16 protein-coding genes are annotated in these 18,477 nt (G+C 43.4%); 5 read left to right on the top strand and 11 right to left on the bottom strand.

Features of this window, described 5'->3' with window-relative positions:
- The first annotated feature begins 17 nt into the window (after window positions 1-17).
- The 5 genes from AT15_RS01235 to AT15_RS01215 all read left to right on the top strand — a co-directional run bounded on the left by AT15_RS01235 (window position 18) and on the right by AT15_RS01215 (window position 5,572).
- The gene (locus AT15_RS01235) at window positions 18-881 is read left to right on the top strand and encodes a hypothetical protein (protein ID WP_068345533.1); all 864 of its coding nucleotides are present in this window, start codon (window positions 18-20) and stop codon (window positions 879-881) included.
- Between the two features lie 93 nt (window positions 882-974).
- Window positions 975-1,394, top strand: coding sequence for a Fur family transcriptional regulator (locus AT15_RS01230; protein ID WP_068345531.1), 420 nt, complete (start codon window positions 975-977; stop codon window positions 1,392-1,394).
- Between the two features lie 17 nt (window positions 1,395-1,411).
- The gene (pheS, locus tag AT15_RS01225; protein ID WP_068345530.1) at window positions 1,412-2,443 is read left to right on the top strand and encodes a phenylalanine--tRNA ligase subunit alpha; all 1,032 of its coding nucleotides are present in this window, start codon (window positions 1,412-1,414) and stop codon (window positions 2,441-2,443) included.
- Window positions 2,440-4,800, top strand: coding sequence for a phenylalanine--tRNA ligase subunit beta (pheT, locus tag AT15_RS01220; protein ID WP_068345528.1), 2,361 nt, complete (start codon window positions 2,440-2,442; stop codon window positions 4,798-4,800). The genes pheS and pheT overlap by 4 nt, the downstream gene beginning before the upstream one ends.
- Entirely contained in the window at window positions 4,790-5,572 is a 783-nt protein-coding gene (locus AT15_RS01215; protein WP_068345526.1) for an inositol monophosphatase family protein, read from the top strand. Before pheT ends, AT15_RS01215 begins: the two co-directional genes overlap by 11 nt.
- Before the next feature lie 46 nt (window positions 5,573-5,618).
- Here the strand turns inward: AT15_RS01215 and lnt are convergent, their stop codons facing one another.
- From lnt to ftsA, 11 genes are all read right to left on the bottom strand, one after another.
- Window positions 5,619-7,115, bottom strand: coding sequence for an apolipoprotein N-acyltransferase (gene lnt, locus AT15_RS01210; protein ID WP_068345524.1), 1,497 nt, complete (start codon window positions 7,113-7,115; stop codon window positions 5,619-5,621).
- Window positions 7,115-7,948, bottom strand: coding sequence for an HAD family hydrolase (locus AT15_RS01205; protein WP_068345522.1), 834 nt, complete (start codon window positions 7,946-7,948; stop codon window positions 7,115-7,117). Before AT15_RS01205 ends, lnt begins: the two co-directional genes overlap by 1 nt.
- Complete coding sequence (locus tag AT15_RS01200; RefSeq protein ID WP_235598468.1) at window positions 7,945-8,901, bottom strand: adenine nucleotide alpha hydrolase family protein; 957 nt, start codon at window positions 8,899-8,901, stop codon at window positions 7,945-7,947. The genes AT15_RS01205 and AT15_RS01200 overlap by 4 nt, the downstream gene beginning before the upstream one ends.
- 78 nt (window positions 8,902-8,979) lie before the next feature.
- Window positions 8,980-11,172, bottom strand: coding sequence for a D-ornithine 4,5-aminomutase subunit OraE (oraE, locus tag AT15_RS01195; RefSeq protein ID WP_068345520.1), 2,193 nt, complete (start codon window positions 11,170-11,172; stop codon window positions 8,980-8,982).
- Window positions 11,169-11,540 (bottom strand): ornithine aminomutase subunit alpha, encoded by a 372-nt coding sequence (locus tag AT15_RS01190; protein WP_068345517.1) that lies wholly within the window; start codon window positions 11,538-11,540, stop codon window positions 11,169-11,171. The genes oraE and AT15_RS01190 overlap by 4 nt, the downstream gene beginning before the upstream one ends.
- Complete coding sequence (ortB, locus tag AT15_RS01185; RefSeq protein ID WP_068345515.1) at window positions 11,533-12,948, bottom strand: 2-amino-4-oxopentanoate thiolase subunit OrtB; 1,416 nt, start codon at window positions 12,946-12,948, stop codon at window positions 11,533-11,535. The genes AT15_RS01190 and ortB overlap by 8 nt, the downstream gene beginning before the upstream one ends.
- Entirely contained in the window at window positions 12,945-13,262 is a 318-nt protein-coding gene (gene ortA, locus AT15_RS01180; RefSeq protein WP_068345513.1) for a 2-amino-4-oxopentanoate thiolase subunit OrtA, read from the bottom strand. The genes ortB and ortA overlap by 4 nt, the downstream gene beginning before the upstream one ends.
- 5 nt (window positions 13,263-13,267) lie before the next feature.
- Window positions 13,268-14,290 carry a 2,4-diaminopentanoate dehydrogenase gene (gene ord / locus AT15_RS01175; protein ID WP_068345512.1) on the bottom strand — a complete coding sequence of 341 codons (1,023 nt, stop codon included), beginning with the start codon at window positions 14,288-14,290 and terminating at the stop codon, window positions 13,268-13,270.
- Between the two features lie 166 nt (window positions 14,291-14,456).
- Window positions 14,457-16,148: a GspE/PulE family protein gene (locus AT15_RS01170; RefSeq protein WP_068345510.1), complete on the bottom strand. Its 1,692-nt coding sequence runs from the start codon at window positions 16,146-16,148 to the stop codon at window positions 14,457-14,459.
- Complete coding sequence (gene ftsZ, locus AT15_RS01165) at window positions 16,145-17,197, bottom strand: cell division protein FtsZ (protein ID WP_068345508.1); 1,053 nt, start codon at window positions 17,195-17,197, stop codon at window positions 16,145-16,147. The genes AT15_RS01170 and ftsZ overlap by 4 nt, the downstream gene beginning before the upstream one ends.
- Entirely contained in the window at window positions 17,187-18,473 is a 1,287-nt protein-coding gene (gene ftsA / locus AT15_RS01160) for a cell division protein FtsA (protein WP_068345506.1), read from the bottom strand. The genes ftsZ and ftsA overlap by 11 nt, the downstream gene beginning before the upstream one ends.
- Window positions 18,474-18,477: the final 4 nt, after the last annotated feature.

Here is an 18,477-nt window from a genome sequence, read left to right as displayed (position 1 = left end):
TCAGGAGTGTGGAGCGAGTGAAGCAAAAACTTTTAGCCCTTTTGATCACAGGATTGTCTGTGCTAATTTACGCCATTTCACTGGATGATGTTGTAAACAACCTCATTTCTTCTTCTTACGAAGTCACCAGAGTGGTCAGGGAAACAGGTATAAGTTCCTCTTTCAGAGTAGAGAGAGTAACCAAAATTGGCTCTTATAAATTAATAAAGATAAACTCACCTTTCAAAAATTATGTCTGGTTACGAGGCTCGTTGGGTGAATACGTGATAATCAACGATATTGCCTTTGAACCGGCGATAGATTTGACAGACCTTGAAGACCAGTTTATAGATCTGGTTTCATCGAAGAAATATGATCTGCTTCTTTCTCTCGACCTGCCTATCGGTTACAAATTCATTATAAAAAAGGATTTGACAACTTTTGAGGCAACTTTTGATGAGCATTTGAGGCTGGTGAAATTGAGAAAGAGCTATCCGTTCTATTCGATGGAAATAAATTATCAAAATTATGCGGTTCTCTCCGATAAAAGTTCTGAAGAACTTTCCCAGTACATCTTCGGAGTGAAAAAAATCAGGGCTCCGCTCAAACTTTCCAGAGAATACCTCAAACAGCATTTTCAGTGGGTTGCTATGGACTTTTCATATAATGGTTTAGGCAGTACTTATACGTTGTATTTCTATTCAGCAGCCTTTGGGAAGATAGCGCTTTATCTCCTTGCGGACGCTGACAACACGGAACTCTTAGACACAATTCAGGATATGTGTGCAAATTCGCCTGTATCGTATGCGACAAGAAAGCTTGGGAATGTTCTCGCGATACTAATTGGTTCGCAGGCCCTTGATTTGATGGATATTCTCGACTCCTTGCTCAAGCTCAAGTAATTCAGCATTTCACAACGCCGCCCTCGGGGCGGTTTTTTAATTGCTTTTAATAATCTTGGTGTATAATCGAAAAAAATCGGGAGGTAAATAATCATGTATGTAAAGGAATCTATTGAGTTACTAAAAAGCAAGGGATACAGAATAACCCCTCAAAGGATTACCATCTTGAAAGTGCTGGAAAACAACACAGAGCACCCCTCAGCTGAAGAGATCTTTATGCAAGCGAGAAGATACAACCCTTCAATCTCTTTTGCGAGCATTTACAATATTCTGGAAATATTGGAGAAAGAAGGAATCATAAAAGGCATTCTCGGGATTGATGGCATAAAGCATTATGACCCCGACACTTCCTATCACGTTCATTTCATTTGCGAAAAGTGCGGGCGTTTTCTGGATTTGAAGGACGATACCATTGATTTTTCTTGCTTTGAAGAAAAATTCGCTGGATATGAAGTGAAAAGCATTGAAGTGGTTGTTACTGGAATATGCTCTGATTGCAAAAAGGAACTATAACTGGAGGTGCAGGTTTAATGGCAGACCAATTGATCGATTTACAGAGCGCGCTGGAAGAAATCGATGGTGCGTCGGAACTTTCTGCTTTGCAAAATATAAAAGCGAAATATCTGGGTAAGCAGGGGATTATCACAGGGCTTTTTAAAAAACTTTCTTCCATTCCCCAGGAAGAAAAAAGGGTTTTTGGACAAAGGGTTAATGCACTGAAGAATCAGATTGAAGCAAAGATAGCTGAAAAGCGAGCTGAAATAGAGAAACGCCTCCGGGAAGAAAAAGAACAAAGAAATCGCTTTGACATAACACTTCCCGGTGCTATTAGAGATATTGGGGCATATCATATTGTTTCCCAGGTGATGGAGGAAGTGCAGGAGTTCTGGCTGAGTATGGGTTTTGAGATAGCCACCGGCCCGGAAGTTGAAGACGTGTACTATAATTTTGAAGCCCTAAATACACCAGAGTGGCACCCGGCGAGGGATATGCATGACACATTCTACTTCAATTCAAACCGCCTTCTAAGAACCCATACTTCCCCGATACAAATAAGGGTAATGGAAAAGCGAACGCCGCCCCTTGCTATATTCGCCCCCGGCAAATGTTATAGGAAAGACACCCCGGACACGACTCACCTGCCGATGTTTCATCAGTTCGAAGTGCTTTATGTCGACAAGCATGTATCGGTAGCTCACTTAAAGGGAATCCTTGAAACCTTCGTGAAGCGCGTATTTGGAAGGGACAGGAAAATTAGGTTAAGACCGAGTTTTTTCCCTTTCACTGAACCGAGCTTTGAAGTCGATGTTTCCTGCAGCATCTGTGGCGGAGAGGGGTGCAGAAGCTGTGGCGGTACAGGATGGCTTGAGATACTCGGCTCGGGGATAGTCCATCCGAATGTGTTCAAAAATGTGGGATATGACCCTGAGGAATGGTCAGGATTTGCTCTTGGAATGGGAGTGGAAAGAATCGTAATGCTAAAGCACGACATTGCTGATATTCGTGATCTATTGAGAAATGACAAGAGATTCCTTAAAAAGTTCATGGGGGTGAACATATGAGAATTTCCGTCGAGTGGTTGAATGACTATATAGATCTCTCAGATAAAAGCGCCCCTGAACTTGCTAACGCTTTGTCTTTAAGCGGAACAGAAGTTGAAAGCGTTGAGTATCCATGGAACTATATAGAAGGCGCATTTACAGGGCGAATAGAAGCGGTTGAAGACCACCCTAACGCCGACAATCTGGTAGTAACAAAAGTAAATGTTGGCGAAAAGACATACCAGATTGTAACTGCTGATAAAAGCGTAAGAACAGGGGAATATGTCGCTGTAATACTTTCCGGGGGAAAGCTGTGGAATCTGGAGATAAAGGACAGGAAGTTCAGAGGAATAAACTCCGAAGGCATGTTCATTTCTCTTGAAGAATTGAAGCTTGAAGAAAAATCCGAAACAGTTTTCAGGTTCAGCGAACCGGTGGAGACAGGAAAGGACATACGAGAAGCGTTGAAATTGAATTCAGCTGTAATCGAGGTGGAACTGACCGCAAACCGCGGAGATTGCCTTTCCATGTTTGGAATCAGCAGGGAGTTAAGAGCCATTTACCGCAAGGATTTTGAACTTCCGCGAGCTGATATAGAAGAAAACCCAAAAGAAGAGATTGAAATTATCCTGGATGAAGGGTGTAAGAGATATACGGCATTATTGATGAATGATGTAACTGTAAAGGACTCTCCACTCTGGCTGAAAAGGCGTCTTGTTGCAGCCGGGTTACGCCCCATAAACAATGTTGTCGACATAACAAACTATGTGATGCTGGAAACTGGCCATCCGGTGCATGCTTTCGATGCGGACCTTATCGGTGGCAACCGGATAATCGTGCGTAAAGCGAGAAACGGTGAAAAATTGACCCTTCTTGACGGCAAGGAAGTTTCGCTGATTGAAAGCGACCTTCTTATAACAAACGGAGAAGAGCCTCTTGCGCTGGCCGGAATAATGGGTGGATTGAAATCAGGCATTTCATCAGATACGACAAGAGTGCTGCTGGAAGTGGCGGTCTTTGATCCAATTACGATAAGGAAAACGGCAAGAAGGCTTGGAATAAGTACTGACAGTTCTTATAGATTTGAAAGGGGTGTTGATGCTTCTGATTCAGTATACGTAATCAAAAGACTGGCATCAATGATCTCGGAGCTTTCCGGTGCATCGGTTTCCAGCAAAATTTCAGATGTTGGCACACCTCCAAAGAATATAGAAATCCATCTCAGGAAGTGGTTTGTCGACAAGGTGCTTGGCACTGTGGTTCCCATTGAAGAAATAGAAAATATCTTGAAATATCTGGGCTTTGATCTCGAAGAATCCGGTGATGGCTGGGATGTAAAGGTACCGCCTTACCGATATGACATATCCCAGGAGGTAGATCTTGTGGAGGAAATAGGGCGTATTTATGGATATGAAAAGGTTCCTTCAATTTTACCTCGTATCTTGCCCGGGCAGGAAAATATTCCTGTCGAAATAAAGGAAATAAGGCGCCTGAAAAGAATTCTTACTGCCTCCGGATACAATGAAGTAATAAATTACAGTTTCATAAACCCCGAAAAGCTAAAGAAAATTTCAGGGGATTTTGACCCGCCAATGTTGAAGAACCCCTTATCACTGGATCTTTCAGCGATGAGGCCTAATATTGCTTTCGGATTGCTGGAAACGGCCTCTTATAATTTCCGCAGGCAAAACAGGGACCTGAAAATCTTTGAAGCAGGAAATGTCTTTGAAAATACAGAGACTGTGAATGAGCACCTGTCAGTTGCTTTACTGGCAATGGGCCGGGAAAATGCTGATGATTACACAGATAAGAGGACTATTAGTCCTTACACTTTCAAAGGAACTATCGAAAGCATACTTCAACTTTATGGTGTTGAATACAGTTTTAAGCCTGCATCGGAAAGCTGGTTAGAAAAGCGGGCTGCTGCTGATGTGATTGTAAAAGGCGAAAAGATCGGGTATTTTGGCATTTTCGATTCCGGGATTGCTGACAGGGTTTTTGAAATTAAAGGCCAGGATCTTTTTGTTGCTGAATTAAACATCGATAGGCTCATTGAATTAAAAAGAACTGTTATCGAAGAGATGGCTATATCTCCATTCCCGAGGGTTTTTAGAGACTTATCTTTACTGATTCCATACCGTTCTGAATTCTCTGAAATTGAGGAATCCATCAAAAAACATGGCGGGGAAAACCTTGCTTCCGTTAAGATAATGGATATTTACAAAGGGAAAGCAATTCCAGATGGTTATAGAAGCATCACTGTAACCCTAACCTTTGAATCCTTTGAGAACACGCTAACAGACGAAGAAATATCCAGTGCAATCGAAGAGATCATAAGCGCGTTAAAAAATATCGGAGTGAACCTGCGTGAGCAGTGAGAGAATTTTAGTCAAAGAAATCTCGGAAAAGCTTAGAGAAATCTGGCGGGGATTAGCTGATACCCGCCAGATTATTAATATAAAGGAAAAAACAGGCTTCAGGGATATTGTAACAGATGTGGATATCGCAATTGAAAAGGTACTCAGAGATTTTCTGATCCTCTTGCTTCCGGGTACAGGTTATTTTGGAGAGGAAACGGGGAAAACATCGGGAGAAGACTTCTGGATAGTGGACCCTGTTGATGGCACAACAAATTTTTCAAGGAAAAACCCACATTTCGCCACTCAAGTAGCGCTGTATTCAAGAAAAGAAATCATTCTTGGTGTTGTTTATGATCCATCGAGGGATGAAATGTTTACAGCAATAAAAAGCAAGGGAGCCTTTTTAAACGGAAACAAAATTCATGTTAGCGACGTTTCTGAACTTGAAAAGTCTTCGGTTCATACAGGGTTGCAATATTCTTCAAATACAGCCTTTGAACGAGTAACGCTGAGGATCAAACAAGCAATCGCAAAATGCAGGGCTTTAAGAATTGCGGGAAGCGCATGTTTGGACCTCTGTTATGTAGCATGCGGAAGAAGCGATATTTTCTGGGAAGAATCTCTTCAACCATGGGATGTATCAGCAGGAAAACTCATCGTTGAAGAAGCCGGTGGCTACGTGGGAAGCTGTCTTGATGAACCCTTTAGCCTTTTTGCGCCAAACATTCTTGCTTCCAATGGGAACGGAAAACTTCTTTCGAGCTTTAAGAAAAATATTCTCAATATATAGGATTGTCATTCATCGCTGACCTTTGTCCCCAGAAAATCCCCATCTCTTACAGGAACACTCCAGCTAAAATCATGAAAAAGACAATGGCTATGAGCACGTAAACAAACCAATCCCCGTATTCTGTGTAAAAGCTTCTGTCAGCCCTTGGGAGATAATGAAAATCACCTATGATGTATTCAGCTTGCCATTCCGATGAAGTGGGCAATCTTTTGATAATCCTACCGAAGGGGTCAACAACTGCAGATATGCCGGTATTGGATACTTGAATAACGTAACGCCTGTTTTCGACTGCCCTGAGGATTGCCTTCGAAAGATGTTGCACAAGTCCTGTTTGAAAATTGAACCAACCGTCGTTAGTGGATATGAGAATGACATAGCTGCCGGCATTGACAAGGTCCCGGGTAACCTCTGGATAATAGGAATCAAAGCAAATCTGAGACCCAATCCGCTGATTACCAACTTCAAAAACTATTGGCACTTCCCCGGGGGAGAAGAAGTCCAGAAATCTCATGAATTTGAACATGCCAAATAACTTTGGATAGGGCAGGAATTCAGCAAAAGGGGTCGGCTTCATCTTCGCGTAAAATTCATTTGAAAAACCATCCGAACCAAGCAAGCGCAGCTGATTGTACCTTTGACCGTTTTCATATGCCGGAAAGCCTATGAGCATTGTTAAATTTCGCTCCTTTGATATTTCTTGCAGTTTATCGCCTATGAAACTATTTCGGATATCATAAAGAAAACTGGCCTCTGGAAGAACAGCAAAATCACCTTCAGGAATTTCTTTGAGCGCTTTTTCAATTATGCTGTATACTTCCATTGGCGATTCATTGTACTTCAAAGATTGAGGAATATTCGTCTGAATAGCAACGATTTTTTTGTCGTACATAGGATTCTCTATAGGTACTGGCAGAAAATTTTCTACTAGCATGTTAAGTGCAAAAATCACCGACAGTGTCGCGAGAATAAAAGTGATTTTCTGCTTCCGCTTGCGTTTTATCGCGTATACCAGCATCGCGTTGACAAAGACAACAAGAAAAACAAGGAGATATGGTCCGCCAAAAGAAGATAGTTGTAGCAAGCCTTTCTGATTTACAAAAGCGTCGGCAAGACTTCCGCCTGTAAATCCAAGTTGCCCAAGAGACCTCAACCAGTCAAAAAGAGTAAACAAAGAGGCTGTAAACAATGCACTCAGAAGCATAGATTCAGAAAACTTATGGGCATAGAGTTTATAGAGAAATCCGAACCCCAGAAAGGGAAATGACATCAAAATACCCATCAGAAAGAAGCTGAGCACACCTACAAAAGACGGAAAAGAGCTCAGCACTTCCGGGACGTTTATGGAAAGCACCGGTAGCACCCAAAAGTGGCAGATCATAAGATAAGTATAAGCGTACAAAAAGGCCTTAAAAGTCCCCTTCCAGAGACCTCCCTTTTCCAGATCCAGCAAAAAGGGGATTAGTGCGATCCATATCACGCCTCCCCATAACATGCCGGGCATGGAAAAAGCCGTTGCCAACGCTGAAAGCAGCACCGAAACCATCAAATCTCTCCTTCCAGTATTTTCGTGACGGCTTCTGCAACGCCATGAGAATGATTGTCCCTCTCTGTTATGTATTTAGCGTATCTTTTAACTTCTTCCGGGGCATTTGCCATTGCTATCGGCAGCCCTACTTTCTCCATGACATCTATGTCGTTGAAGTTATCACCAATATACGCGACTTCTTCGGAATCGACGTTGAAGTACTTCATCAAAAAGTTCAAACTGCTTGCTTTTCTAACATCCGGTCCAAAAAATTCGTAAAAAGCGTGTTCTCCCAGCTTGTTGTTTTTTATTATTGAAACATTACCATTTATGCCGAGGCTTTCAACAACCTTTATTATCTTATCTTCGGGTCCCTCTAGAGCGATTTCTGGAATGCCTTCACTCTTGATATACTGCAGAGGGTCTTTAACGGTTTTTATCCTGAATTTGTTGTTTTCATAGTAACTTCTATATGGCGAATCCGGCACAAATTCCATATACATATCGGGGGATTCGAAGAAATCCCGAAAAATTATATAGGGTACGCCTTCTTCTCTGGCTCTGTTCACAATTTCTATTGCGTGATCAGCAGGCAAAAGCACTTCACGAAGCACGTTCATTTGTCTCAACTGCTGTTTTAGGATAAGAGCACCGTTCTGGAAAGAAACCGGGACTTCAAGGCCAAGATGCTCAATATAGTCTTTTGCGGAGATATAGCTCCTGCCCGTAGAAATTGTTACTGCTACCCCGCATTCCATAGCCTTTTTAAGGCTCTTCCAGTTAAAATTGCTTATTTCTTTGTTTTCATCAAGCAGAGTTCCATCAAGGTCTATTATTATAAGCTTGATCATCGATCCACCTCCGGAGTGTAATCTATTATCTGAAAAGTCGCAAGCCTTCTGTTTCTTGATTCGATCCACTCAGCGCTTATAGGAGCCGCAAATTCAGGTTGTAGTCTACCCTTCAGTATCCACTTCTTCGAAGATTCATTGTTGAAAATACCGGGATTTGCGGAAATAATCACTTTTATAGGCTTATCGACCCAGTGCACAGTGTCAATGATACCAGTTTTTTTCAGAGCTTTTGCGATCGAATCTCTTTTAGAATCAGAAGGCATCGGTAATACGTTTACCAGTGCGATATTTCGCGATAATGGACCAATTATCTTCACATTTGCCATCTCATGAGGAAAATCACTTAGATGATCAAGAAGGATTTCATTTGATATTGCCACTGCCTGTCCGTGATAAGAAGGGTTAGCCATCATCTTTAATAAGTGCTTCAATTTGCAGCCTTCTCTGATTGGTGCTTCGCCAATGCGCGGTACTTCAACGGAAAAATATTTCAGGGCTTCGTTAATCTCATTTTTTGACCAATCTCTGATCGGAGCATACAATCGTTCTTTCAAAGCAATTCCGGTTTGTCCCCAGGTATCGGATAGGTTTGCGCCTGTGGCAATAATGGAAGTGGTCGATTTCAACACCGCGTTGAACTTAGCGAGTTTAGTGCACCTATTGCATGAAGGTCCATATTTCCATATTTCTTCTTGATCTTCGTAAGCGGCAGTGAACATAAGGTCGAGATCTAACTTTTCAGCGAGGTTTATGACTATTTCAAGACCACGGCTATAACTATAAGGGCCGAAACATACATTCAATAATTTAACGTTTTCCTTTCCCAGGGCTTCCCTTGAAAGAGTTGCTACCAGAGTGCTGTCTTTCCCGCCGGAAAAGGCAACCACTAATTTTTTGCTTATACCTTTAATTTCCGAAATCGTGGAATTTATACGTTCCTCAATTGTCAAAACTATTCCTCCGTTGTTGTTTTATATTTATTATAAAGAAAAGGGAGTGGCTTTGCCACTCCCGAAAGCTTGCGGTTGTTACTTAATCATTTCTCTTTTTCTCTTAACAAGAAAACTCGCAACATGAATACCCTTTGTTCCACGCCCAAAACCAGCATCCATTCCACAGCTTACTGCCAAATCGTTATTAATCTGGGTACCACCGGCTATCAAAATTATTTTGTCTCTGATCCCTTTTTCAATCGCCAGTTCGTGAATCTTTTTCATATTTTCAACGTGAACATCATTGTGGGTTATTATCGTGGAAACTAAAATGGCATCAGCCCCGATTTCGATTGCCGCATCTATGAATTTCTCCGGTGGAACGCTTGTGCCAAGATAAGTATACTTTATACCGAACTTCTCAATGCCTCCGTGTTTGATATCCAGAATCTCTCTAATTCCCACTGAATGTTCATCGTTGCCAGCTGTACCGGCAACGACCTTCATGGGATGTTTCGAGATGAACTCGCTTATTTCCTCTTCCGGCAGGGTTTTAGGTTTTTCAGGCAATGTGAGTTCTTCACGCTTCAGCTTAAAGGGAACTTTTGCTTTGAGTTCCACGTATGTGCCTTCACTCGGGTGAAGCAGGGTTTTGCTTATAACCGTAGGCTCTTGGAGCCCTAATTTCTTTGCGATAGCTATTGCGGCTGCCTCTGCATGAGGTTCGTCATCAGGTATGGTCATATCCAGCTGTATCCAGCCGTCCTGCCACCATTCCACCTCAGGTGCGAGAAGCCCTTCTTCCCGTTCTTCAATGACCTTCTCCAATCTGAGATAAACGTTGTCGCGTTCATCAAGCTCATCTATGAACTGTATTTTATCAGGGTTATGGAAAGTACAACCTCCTATAAGATCACAGGGCTTTTCAAGGTTTTTTGGCAGATTGTTATAGCCAAAATGCTCACAAACCGGGGCGAAGTAGTCAGGCTCCCTTGCAACAACACTGCCAGCGCCAATACCAACATCTTTAGGTCTGGCAATTCCATCTCCCATTCGTTCGGGGTAATAGCCGTTATCAACAAAAAAGCCCTTTTCCGCAGCCTCAAAGTATCCACCGATCTCCAGCATTTCTTCCATAAACAATATTGCACGCATTTTCAGTTCCCTTATTTTTGGTCTCACAGTTTCTTCATTTACTTTCAGCAGGCCCTTTATTCCATCAAGGGCCAGCAAGGTATGCTTTGCCGTTTCCACACCTCTTATTGAGTTTATGTGCCAGGGGACATTTCTGCCTTCATCAGGGGTGATAGTTGATTGGAGATCGGCCTTTGTCAATCTTGAAATCAGGGTATCAAGGACATGTATACGCGTAGCATCGAAAAGATCCGATTCAATATAGCGCGTATTCATCTGCGCCCTGAATTTGTAATCTTTGAAGAGTTCCCTGACAGTCAGGGCGTATATGAAATTCATTTTGAATTCAGGAGCGGGAGAAACCACAGGTGGAACTGTGGAAAGGGCAATATTTTCTTTTTTCATGCCCGCTTTAACAGAGAAGATACAGTTTATCGCATGCTGAACTAAAAGCTCAGGCATTACTTTCCAGGCCATTTTCGCCGATGCGTTGGCATTGTGCGCCCCATCTATCTGTAAAATGCCCGCCCATGCCATGATTTTTTTTGCAACAGCGGCATCGACAAAGGATCTAATAGGGTTTATACCTCTATAAAGGACATTATACTGAGGGTCTTGATGAGCGCCATTAACCCCTTCTTCGGCGAAAAGAACTGCAATTTCCGGTCCTGCAACTCCACTCACGTAGCTATGAAAATTAATAGGCCTGCCCACTTCATCTTCAATAATATCAAGGGCTTTTCTTGTTGCACGCAATTGTTTTCGGGTTATAGGGATGCCACCGATCCCTTCGGGAGTGCCTTCTATAAGCCCATCCATATGGCTTTGCCCCAGGGTTCGAATGACCATGATGTGGTCAGCGCCATGCCAGGCAGCCATCCTCATGCGCCTAATATCATCTTCAAATCTCCCCGAAGCTATTTCAGAAGTTATGACAGGGTCTGGCTGTGGATCTATGTTTCCAAAATAATGTGCTGCTGGTAAAGGGATGCTGTTTTGCAAAGGTTCAGAGATCTGATCATATTCAAAATAGCCCACTTTTGTACCTCCAGGAAGTGGCTTCCTCCAGCTCCAGCCTCTTCTCCTTGGGCGATAATGTTCAAGATCCTTCAGTATTTCTTCTACTTTGAGCTTTTCATTGGGTTTCAAGGTCATTCTTTCACCCCCTTGAAGAGCCTTTCAATAATATCCCAGTGCTCTCCGGAGGCAAGTTCTTTGCCGGTTTCAAGGACTGGCTTTCTCAATTCAGAGGCCGCCCTGTATACAATATGCCCTGCACCCTTTCCAAGCAATCCGAGGTCAAAGACCTTTTCTACAATTGCTCTCGCCTCAAAGCTGTTAAAACCCATTCTCAAAAGAACAGAGCGTTCGATAGATGGACTGGTATGAGTTCTTGCGAGCTCAATCAAAGGATCCACAATCTTTTCGGCCAGTTCCCAAAAATATCTATCAAGCTCTTCATCGGTCATGTTTTGAAGATGATTGCTTCTCTGCAAAAAATCATCTTTTCTCATTTCAGCCATTATTCAGTACCTCCTCGAACATTTCTACGATCTTATCTTCGTTGAGCCGCAAGTCAACAGAAAGGAATTTCAAATCTTCCTCTGCTAACTTATGATAACCTCTCTTCACGAGTTCCTTTAGATAGGACTTGCGCAACCTGTCAAGGGGAAAATCCATTGCTTTGATTTGCTCAGGTTTTTCAGGAATGACAATCCTCTTTCCGGGTTTATCCAAAACAAAAGGATCGCCTCTAAGAACTTCGACACCGTTTTCGATAGCAAAGGAAAGCTGTGCGCTGGGTAATTTTCCCGCACCAGTGTATTCGGTCTCCTGAACCACCACGACGGCATCTTCAGGCAGCTCCCTGGCAAGGCTTATAGCAGCTGTCAATGAAGTGTTTCCAGCAGGTCCGCGCAGCATACCTTCAAGCCGCGCCAGCATTTCCGTAACATAAAAAACTTCACCCTGACTTACGAGAAGATACCGGTCCATATAACGCAGCACTCTGGCTGCATTCCTGGGGACGTCTGACCTATCTGGATACACCGCGAAAGGAATACCGAATCCGGTATGCCCTGTCGTGAAAGATTTCCTGTTGAAATCTCTATCGCTTGCCATGTGCAAACCACTCAAATTCACACTTGCCCCAACTACTTTTGTTTCGTAAGCGCCAGCCTTACGCAAGCCTCTCGCCGTACCCGTGAGGTTGCCGCCTCCAGCATGGGTAACAACAACATAGTCAGGGTCTTTCCCTGTAAGGTTTCTACATTGCTTTGAAAGCTCATAACCCAATGTTTCAACTCCAGCTATGCCGTACGGGGTATATAAAGAGGCGTTGAAAAATCCAGTTTCTTCGAGGAGAAGCAAAAAATAGTAAAAAAGCTCAGGACCAACAGTGAGCTGAACCACCTCAGCGCCATAAGCTTCGCATGCTCTGCCCTTTTCCAGTATTTCAGGCTGGCCAATACCTCTGCTGTCAAAAGTTTCTTGAACGACAATGCACTTCAATCCTCTTTTTGCTGCCTGGGACGCCACCGCTGCGCCGTAGTTTCCGCTGGTCGCTGCAATAACCCCTTTAAAACCCAGTTCCTTCGCTTTATAAACACTTATGGAAGCCCGTCTATCTTTAAAACTTCCCGATGGGTTGGCAGCTTCATCCTTCAGAAATATCCTCGCGCCCCTCCCAGAGGCTGATATTTGCCTTACAAGTTTTGTGATGTTTTTTAGCTCAATTAAAGGGGTATTTCCAACACCAGTCTCGCGCTGTATCTCTTCCACTTCTTCAAGAGAATAGCCCACTTCTTCCATCATTCGTTCATAATCAAAGGCTATGTCTGTAATTCTATACTTGTCGTAATCAATGCCTACCGAGTCTTTCATTATTTCATTCTTTCGTGCCATTACTGCGCTATATGATCTGTCTTTCATTTTCTTTCACTCTCTTTCAGAGAATTCATCAATTTAGAGAATTCCCGGTCGATCTCAGCAAGAACAGGAACGTGTTTTCCGAAATTATGGGTGTACTCTGGTTCAATGGCAACCAGAGTCCCTTCAACTTTTCTTCCAGAGGCGGTCTCAATGCATACGGAATCGCCTATGCCGGCTTCCTCATCTAAGAGATAGCCTTTGATGCGCATCTCCAAAGGCACCTTTTTGGTGTCTTCTGGCACCTGAGGAGCACGTTCTCCTGGCTTCAGAATAACTGCGTGAATCTGTACCCATTGCCCTTTTATGGCTTTCAAAGTTATCACCCCTTTATTTCTTTGAAAAGAGCACTGGGGACAGGCAAATCAAGCATTGTCAATAGCCCCGGATCAGCTTCAACAACATGGGGAATCATATTTGTAGCAACGGCTATCGTTCCCTTTCCGCCGGGAATTTCCGGTTTTATACTCATATGGATATCCGGGTCGCCGTAGATATCTATGTAATCTCCTGTTTCGACGTTTTCGACCTCGGGATGTATTTGCTGGGGGTGGACAAGCTCGATGACTTTCTTGTCTCCCATATAGCCGCGGCCGATATGCCTACATCCTGCAACCATTCCAGGTTTTACATGAACAACGGGGGTTTTTCTCTCGGTGTTTGAAATAATGGGTTCCCTGATCTCTTCAATTTTTGTGAGCTCCCATCCAAGGGCATCTGCGATCATCCTGATGGATTGCTGGAAGCCAATATGGCCAACAATAGTGCCCTTTTTCAAACCCTCTTCAAATTCCTCAGGAGTTGTTCCAACTCCCTGGGTTTCCATAACAGTTTTTCCAAAGGGCGAAAGGTCATTAACTCTACGCGCTTCAATCCTTTCAACATTCAGGCAGGCACCGGTAAGCGTCACGATCAGCAAATCCAATACAAAACCCGGATTAATCCCTGTTCCAAGGATAGAAACTCCATTTTTTACAGCTATGCTATTGATAATCTCAGATTCTTCCGGGTGAGAATGGAAGGGATATGCCATTTCTTCGGCAATTGTAATTATATTCACGTGATGTTTGGCTACAATCTTAATCTTCGGCAGTACCTCTTTTACAAATGAATTCGTCGCAATAATGGCAATATCGGGTTCGGTCTTTTCGATAGCAAGTTCAATATCACTGTAAACCTTGCATCCGTATTCTTTATCTCCAATGGCAATTCCAACATCTTTGTCAAACATCTCGGTGTTACGTTCAACTGCACCAACCAATCTGAGGTCTTCTTTCTCCATGATATTCTTCGCAATGCCACTTCCCATAGCTCCAAGGCCCCATACAAGAACTCTGTAAGCCATTTCTTTTCCCTCCTCTATTTGCTTTGTATACATCTATTAAATGATAGCAAAAAAAAGAGCCGCTATCTAACGGCACTATTCCCAAAAGAAGTTGCTGAAATTCTTTTATCGCAAAACTTCCCGAGTATATTTATTTATACATCATTATGCAATTTTGCATAACATTTCATACTTCAAAGGCTACTCTGTTCACTTCTTCTACGGAGGTAATCCCTTCGACCACTTTCAGGATCCCATCCTCGTATAACGTAATCATCCCCGTTTCCCTTGCTGATTTTTCTATCTCGAAATCAGAGGCATTTCTCACTATCAACTTCCTCATGTTATCGTCGACTATCAGCACTTCGTGGATTGCGGTTCTTCCTTTGTATCCCGTCCCACGGCATTCTGTACAGCCAGAGCCGGAAACGAATTCAAAGAATTCATTTCTGTCCGGAAATAGCTTTCTGGCAACCTTCACTCCTTCGTCCCTGAGGGGGATTTTCACCTTGCAATTGCTGCATAACTTTCGAACAAGCCTTTGTCCCACGACCCCGATCAACGAAGCACCCAGCAAATAAGCATCGACACCCATATTTATCAACCTTGATACAGCGCCAGCAGCGCTGTTGGTGTGAATGGTAGAAAAGACAAGATGTCCCGTCAATGACGCTTCAATAGCCAATTGTGCTGTTTCTCTATCTCTGATTTCACCAACCATTATTATATCCGGGTCCTGTCGCAAAAAGGATCTCAAATACCTGGCAAAGGTCAATCCAATCTCACTGTTGACCTGACACTGGGTAACTCCATCGATGGTATATTCAACAGGATCTTCAGCGGTAACAACATTAACCTTTTCGGAAGTAACTTCGTTAAGCACACCGACCAGAGTAGTGGATTTACCGCTTCCAGTGGGCCCGGAAATGAGGATAATTCCATGAGGAGCTTTCAAGAGCCTTTCAAAACGGTTGAAATTATAATCGCTCAGTCCAAGCTCGTTAAGCTGCTTTTTTGCGTTTGATACTTTGAGAATTCTCATAACGATCTTTTCGCCATGAACAGTGGGCATGGTTGATACCCTGAAATCGTATTGCTCACCACCGCTTCTTTTCAAAAAGAATTTGCCGTCCTGGGGAAGACGTCTCTCGGAAATGTCAAGTCCACACATGACCTTTATTCTGGAGACAACTGAATTGTGAGCTTTTTTAGGATATGTGAGAATCTTTCTTAAAACGCCATCTATTCTAAACCGGGTAACAGCAAGCTTTTCGTATGGTTCAAGATGAATATCGCTGGCATCGCTTCTGATGGCATTATCAAGGACAGAATTTATAAATTTGACAACAGGGGTGTCTTCGACCCCTTCTTCGGTCTCCTCTTCCATTAAGTCTTCCTCTTCGGCTTCAAAGGTGTGCTCGATCATTTCGCTGGAAGTCGTTTCTTCATAACTGGAATGGAAAAGATTGTCAAAAAGCGGAGGAGTTATGAGATATACTTTTACTTTATGCCCGGTAAGGAAGGAAATTTCCTTTTGAATCTGGGGGACTTTCAGTACATCGGTGGTAATAACGACCAGAGTATCTTCCTCAGGCAAATATTCAACCGGAATAACCTTCAACCTTTCGGCAACTGATTTTGGAATCATTTTCAACAGCTCAGTGGGAATTAAGTTGGGGCTTTCTTCCATGAGTTCTATACCGTATTGATCGGAAAGGGCGGCATAGATATCTTCCCAGGAGATCATTCCCATACCCACAAGCACTTCGCCAAGGGGTTTCCCCACTTTCTGTTGAATCGAAACGGCCTGCTGAAGGGCGCCGGGTGTTATCAAACCGCGCTCAAGCAAAAGTTCACCAAGCCTTTTGTAGATTCTCAAACTTCTTCATCCTCCTGTGTGTCCAGACCAAATCGGTAAATCGCTGGAATATCAGCCGTGTCGCCCATCATTTCGCCTTCTTCTGCTTCAAATCCAGCTGCAATAAGGGTTACGTGCAGTTCATCATCTGGCATATCGTTATCAACAATCAGTCCGAGTTTTACATCGGCGTCTTCGCTACAATTTTGACGTACAATGGCTGCCGCTATATTCATTTCTCGCAGCGTTATGTTTTTTGCAGATACGTTGAGGATTATTCCCATAGCGTTGTCAATGGGCTTTTCCAGAAGTTTGCTTCCCATTGCCGCCCTGGCGGCATCTTCAGCTCGGCGCTCGCCGTGCCCGATGCCTATTCCGAGCATTGCAGTACCAGCTTTCCTTAATATAGACTCAACATCAGCAAAATCGAGGTTGATATAACCACGTTTTGTAATCAACTCTGAAATACCTTTTATGCCATGATGGAGTGTATCATCGGCTTTTGCAAAGGCATCAACAATTGAAGTACTTGGTGGCAATTCCTGAAGCAGCTTGTTATTGGATATCCTGATAAGCGTATCAACAGTATCCCGGAGATTTCTCAATCCCATTGCTGCAACTTTCAGGCGCGTGTTTCCTTCGAAGAAAAAGGGTGTGGTAACCACAGCGATGGTCAATATCCCGAGATCCATTGCCGCTCTTGCGATCACAGGAGCGGCACCAGTACCAGTACCACCGCCCATACCCGCTGTGATGAAAAGCAAATCGGTGTCTTCGATATACTTGACAATCTCATCAAGGCTTTCTTCAGCAGCCTGGCGACCAATTTCAGGATCGCCGCCTGCTCCTAACCCACGGGTCAGGTGATTACCAAGCTGTATTTTGATGTCAGCCTTGTTGTTTTCAAGAACCTGCACATCGGTATTTGCGGCTATGAAGGTTACCCCGTGAATACCCTGCGAAATCATTCTGTTAATGGCGTTTCCGCCTGCACCTCCAACGCCTATTACTTTAATGGCAGGGAGTCTAACTTTTTGATCGTCTTTACCGTAATTTATTTCAAAACTCATCTTCAACACCTCCGAAGAAGAGGGATTTTATGAAATCGACAAAACTCCTTCTTTTTCTCTGTTCTCCAAGAACAGGTGCAACCATGTTTGACTCCTGTTCGCCAATAAGGTTTCCAAGGCAGGAACTGAAAATGGGATCGTTTACAGTGTCTTCCCCATTCTCGATTCTTGGATTAAAGCTCGTATCATATGTCCCTACACGCACAGGCATTTTCAACGATTCTATACCTGTATCGCTCAACCCTCTCAGTTTTGCTCCACCGCCGGTGAAAACAATTCCACCGGGGATTCCCTCTTCAATGAACTGGTTATTTTCACTGAGGAAGAGCTGGATTTCTCTCCTGATTTTATTCAGTAATTCTTTCACTCTGGCGTAGATAATTGTGGAAAGCTTTTTGACAGTTACTCGTTTCCTGGTGCGCTCGTCAAGTCCGAAATACTCAACAATGCTTTCAGATGAGGGTGGGTGCATACTCGCATAGCCATTTGTTACAAGCAGCCTTTCTGCTTCATCCATGGATGTTCCGAGTACCATAGCAATGTCTCTCACAATATGCCGCACGCCAACGGGAATTCTACATATATGCATCGGAAGATTTTCCTTGTAAATCACCATCTCAGAAAAGGCATGTCCGAGAGTCACACAGGCTACCCCATGCTGTTTTTCAGTATCTGTTAGCACCGCTTCTGCACCGGAAATCAAAGAAGGGAGCAACAGGAACTCATCAGACCCGAGAAGTTCTTCGAAAAGGCGCCTAAATATCTCCGTAGCACCACCTTCGCTGGAAACGAAGACCATTTCAAGGTCGAGCTTTTTTGCGGACATATCAACGGGATTGAACACCACTTTTTCATCGTCAATAATGTACTTGCGGACATACCGCTTGTGAATGTTCAAATTCCCCTGAAGCTTTTTCTTAACAATATCGGCCATAATGTCGTCTATCGTATTTTGAGTTACCACGATGGGCTTTTCTTCAGACAAAATCTCCTCGATGCTTTCAGAAAACACCGAATAAGCGCCATCTGTGAAACTAATTCGAAATTCAGCTTCGATTTCCCTTTTCATCTGGCCTGTTAAGTCATCAATGAGCTTCTGGATCGACTGCTTCAAAGCAACGGCGTCTTTGACATCTCCTTTGTCCAGACCGACGGATTTCACGCTCCCGTAAGCTTCAAGAAGGATCTGACCCGATTGTTCGACGCTTACCACAACGCCTTTGATGGTGTTAGTTCCAACATCAATTGAAACTATATAATCTCTTCCCCGCGGCATTCCG

The organism is Kosmotoga arenicorallina S304, assembly GCF_001636545.1.
Taxonomy (GTDB): Bacteria; Thermotogota; Thermotogae; order Petrotogales; family Kosmotogaceae; genus Kosmotoga_B; species Kosmotoga_B arenicorallina.
The sequence above is the reverse complement of the archived record's forward strand: the minus strand, read 5'-3'. Positions and strand labels throughout refer to the sequence as shown.

Excerpts from the sequence above, each read along its gene's own strand:
- ortB (WP_068345515.1), bottom strand. The coding sequence starts at position 12,948 with ATGAAAGACAGATCATATAGCGCAGTAATGGCACGAAAGAATGAAATA.
- ord (WP_068345512.1), bottom strand. The coding sequence starts at position 14,290 with ATGGCTTACAGAGTTCTTGTATGGGGCCTTGGAGCTATGGGAAGTGGC.
- oraE (WP_068345520.1), bottom strand. The coding sequence starts at position 11,172 with ATGACCTTGAAACCCAATGAAAAGCTCAAAGTAGAAGAAATACTGAAG.
- lnt (WP_068345524.1), bottom strand. The coding sequence starts at position 7,115 with ATGGTTTCGGTGCTGCTTTCAGCGTTGGCAACGGCTTTTTCCATGCCC.
- AT15_RS01230 (WP_068345531.1), top strand. The coding sequence starts at position 975 with ATGTATGTAAAGGAATCTATTGAGTTACTAAAAAGCAAGGGATACAGA.
- ftsZ (WP_068345508.1), bottom strand. The coding sequence starts at position 17,197 with ATGAGTTTTGAAATAAATTACGGTAAAGACGATCAAAAAGTTAGACTC.
- pheT (WP_068345528.1), top strand. The coding sequence starts at position 2,440 with ATGAGAATTTCCGTCGAGTGGTTGAATGACTATATAGATCTCTCAGAT.
- AT15_RS01190 (WP_068345517.1), bottom strand. The coding sequence starts at position 11,540 with ATGGCTGAAATGAGAAAAGATGATTTTTTGCAGAGAAGCAATCATCTT.
- ftsA (WP_068345506.1), bottom strand. The coding sequence starts at position 18,473 with ATGCCGCGGGGAAGAGATTATATAGTTTCAATTGATGTTGGAACTAAC.
- AT15_RS01205 (WP_068345522.1), bottom strand. The coding sequence starts at position 7,948 with ATGATCAAGCTTATAATAATAGACCTTGATGGAACTCTGCTTGATGAA.
- pheS (WP_068345530.1), top strand. The coding sequence starts at position 1,412 with ATGGCAGACCAATTGATCGATTTACAGAGCGCGCTGGAAGAAATCGAT.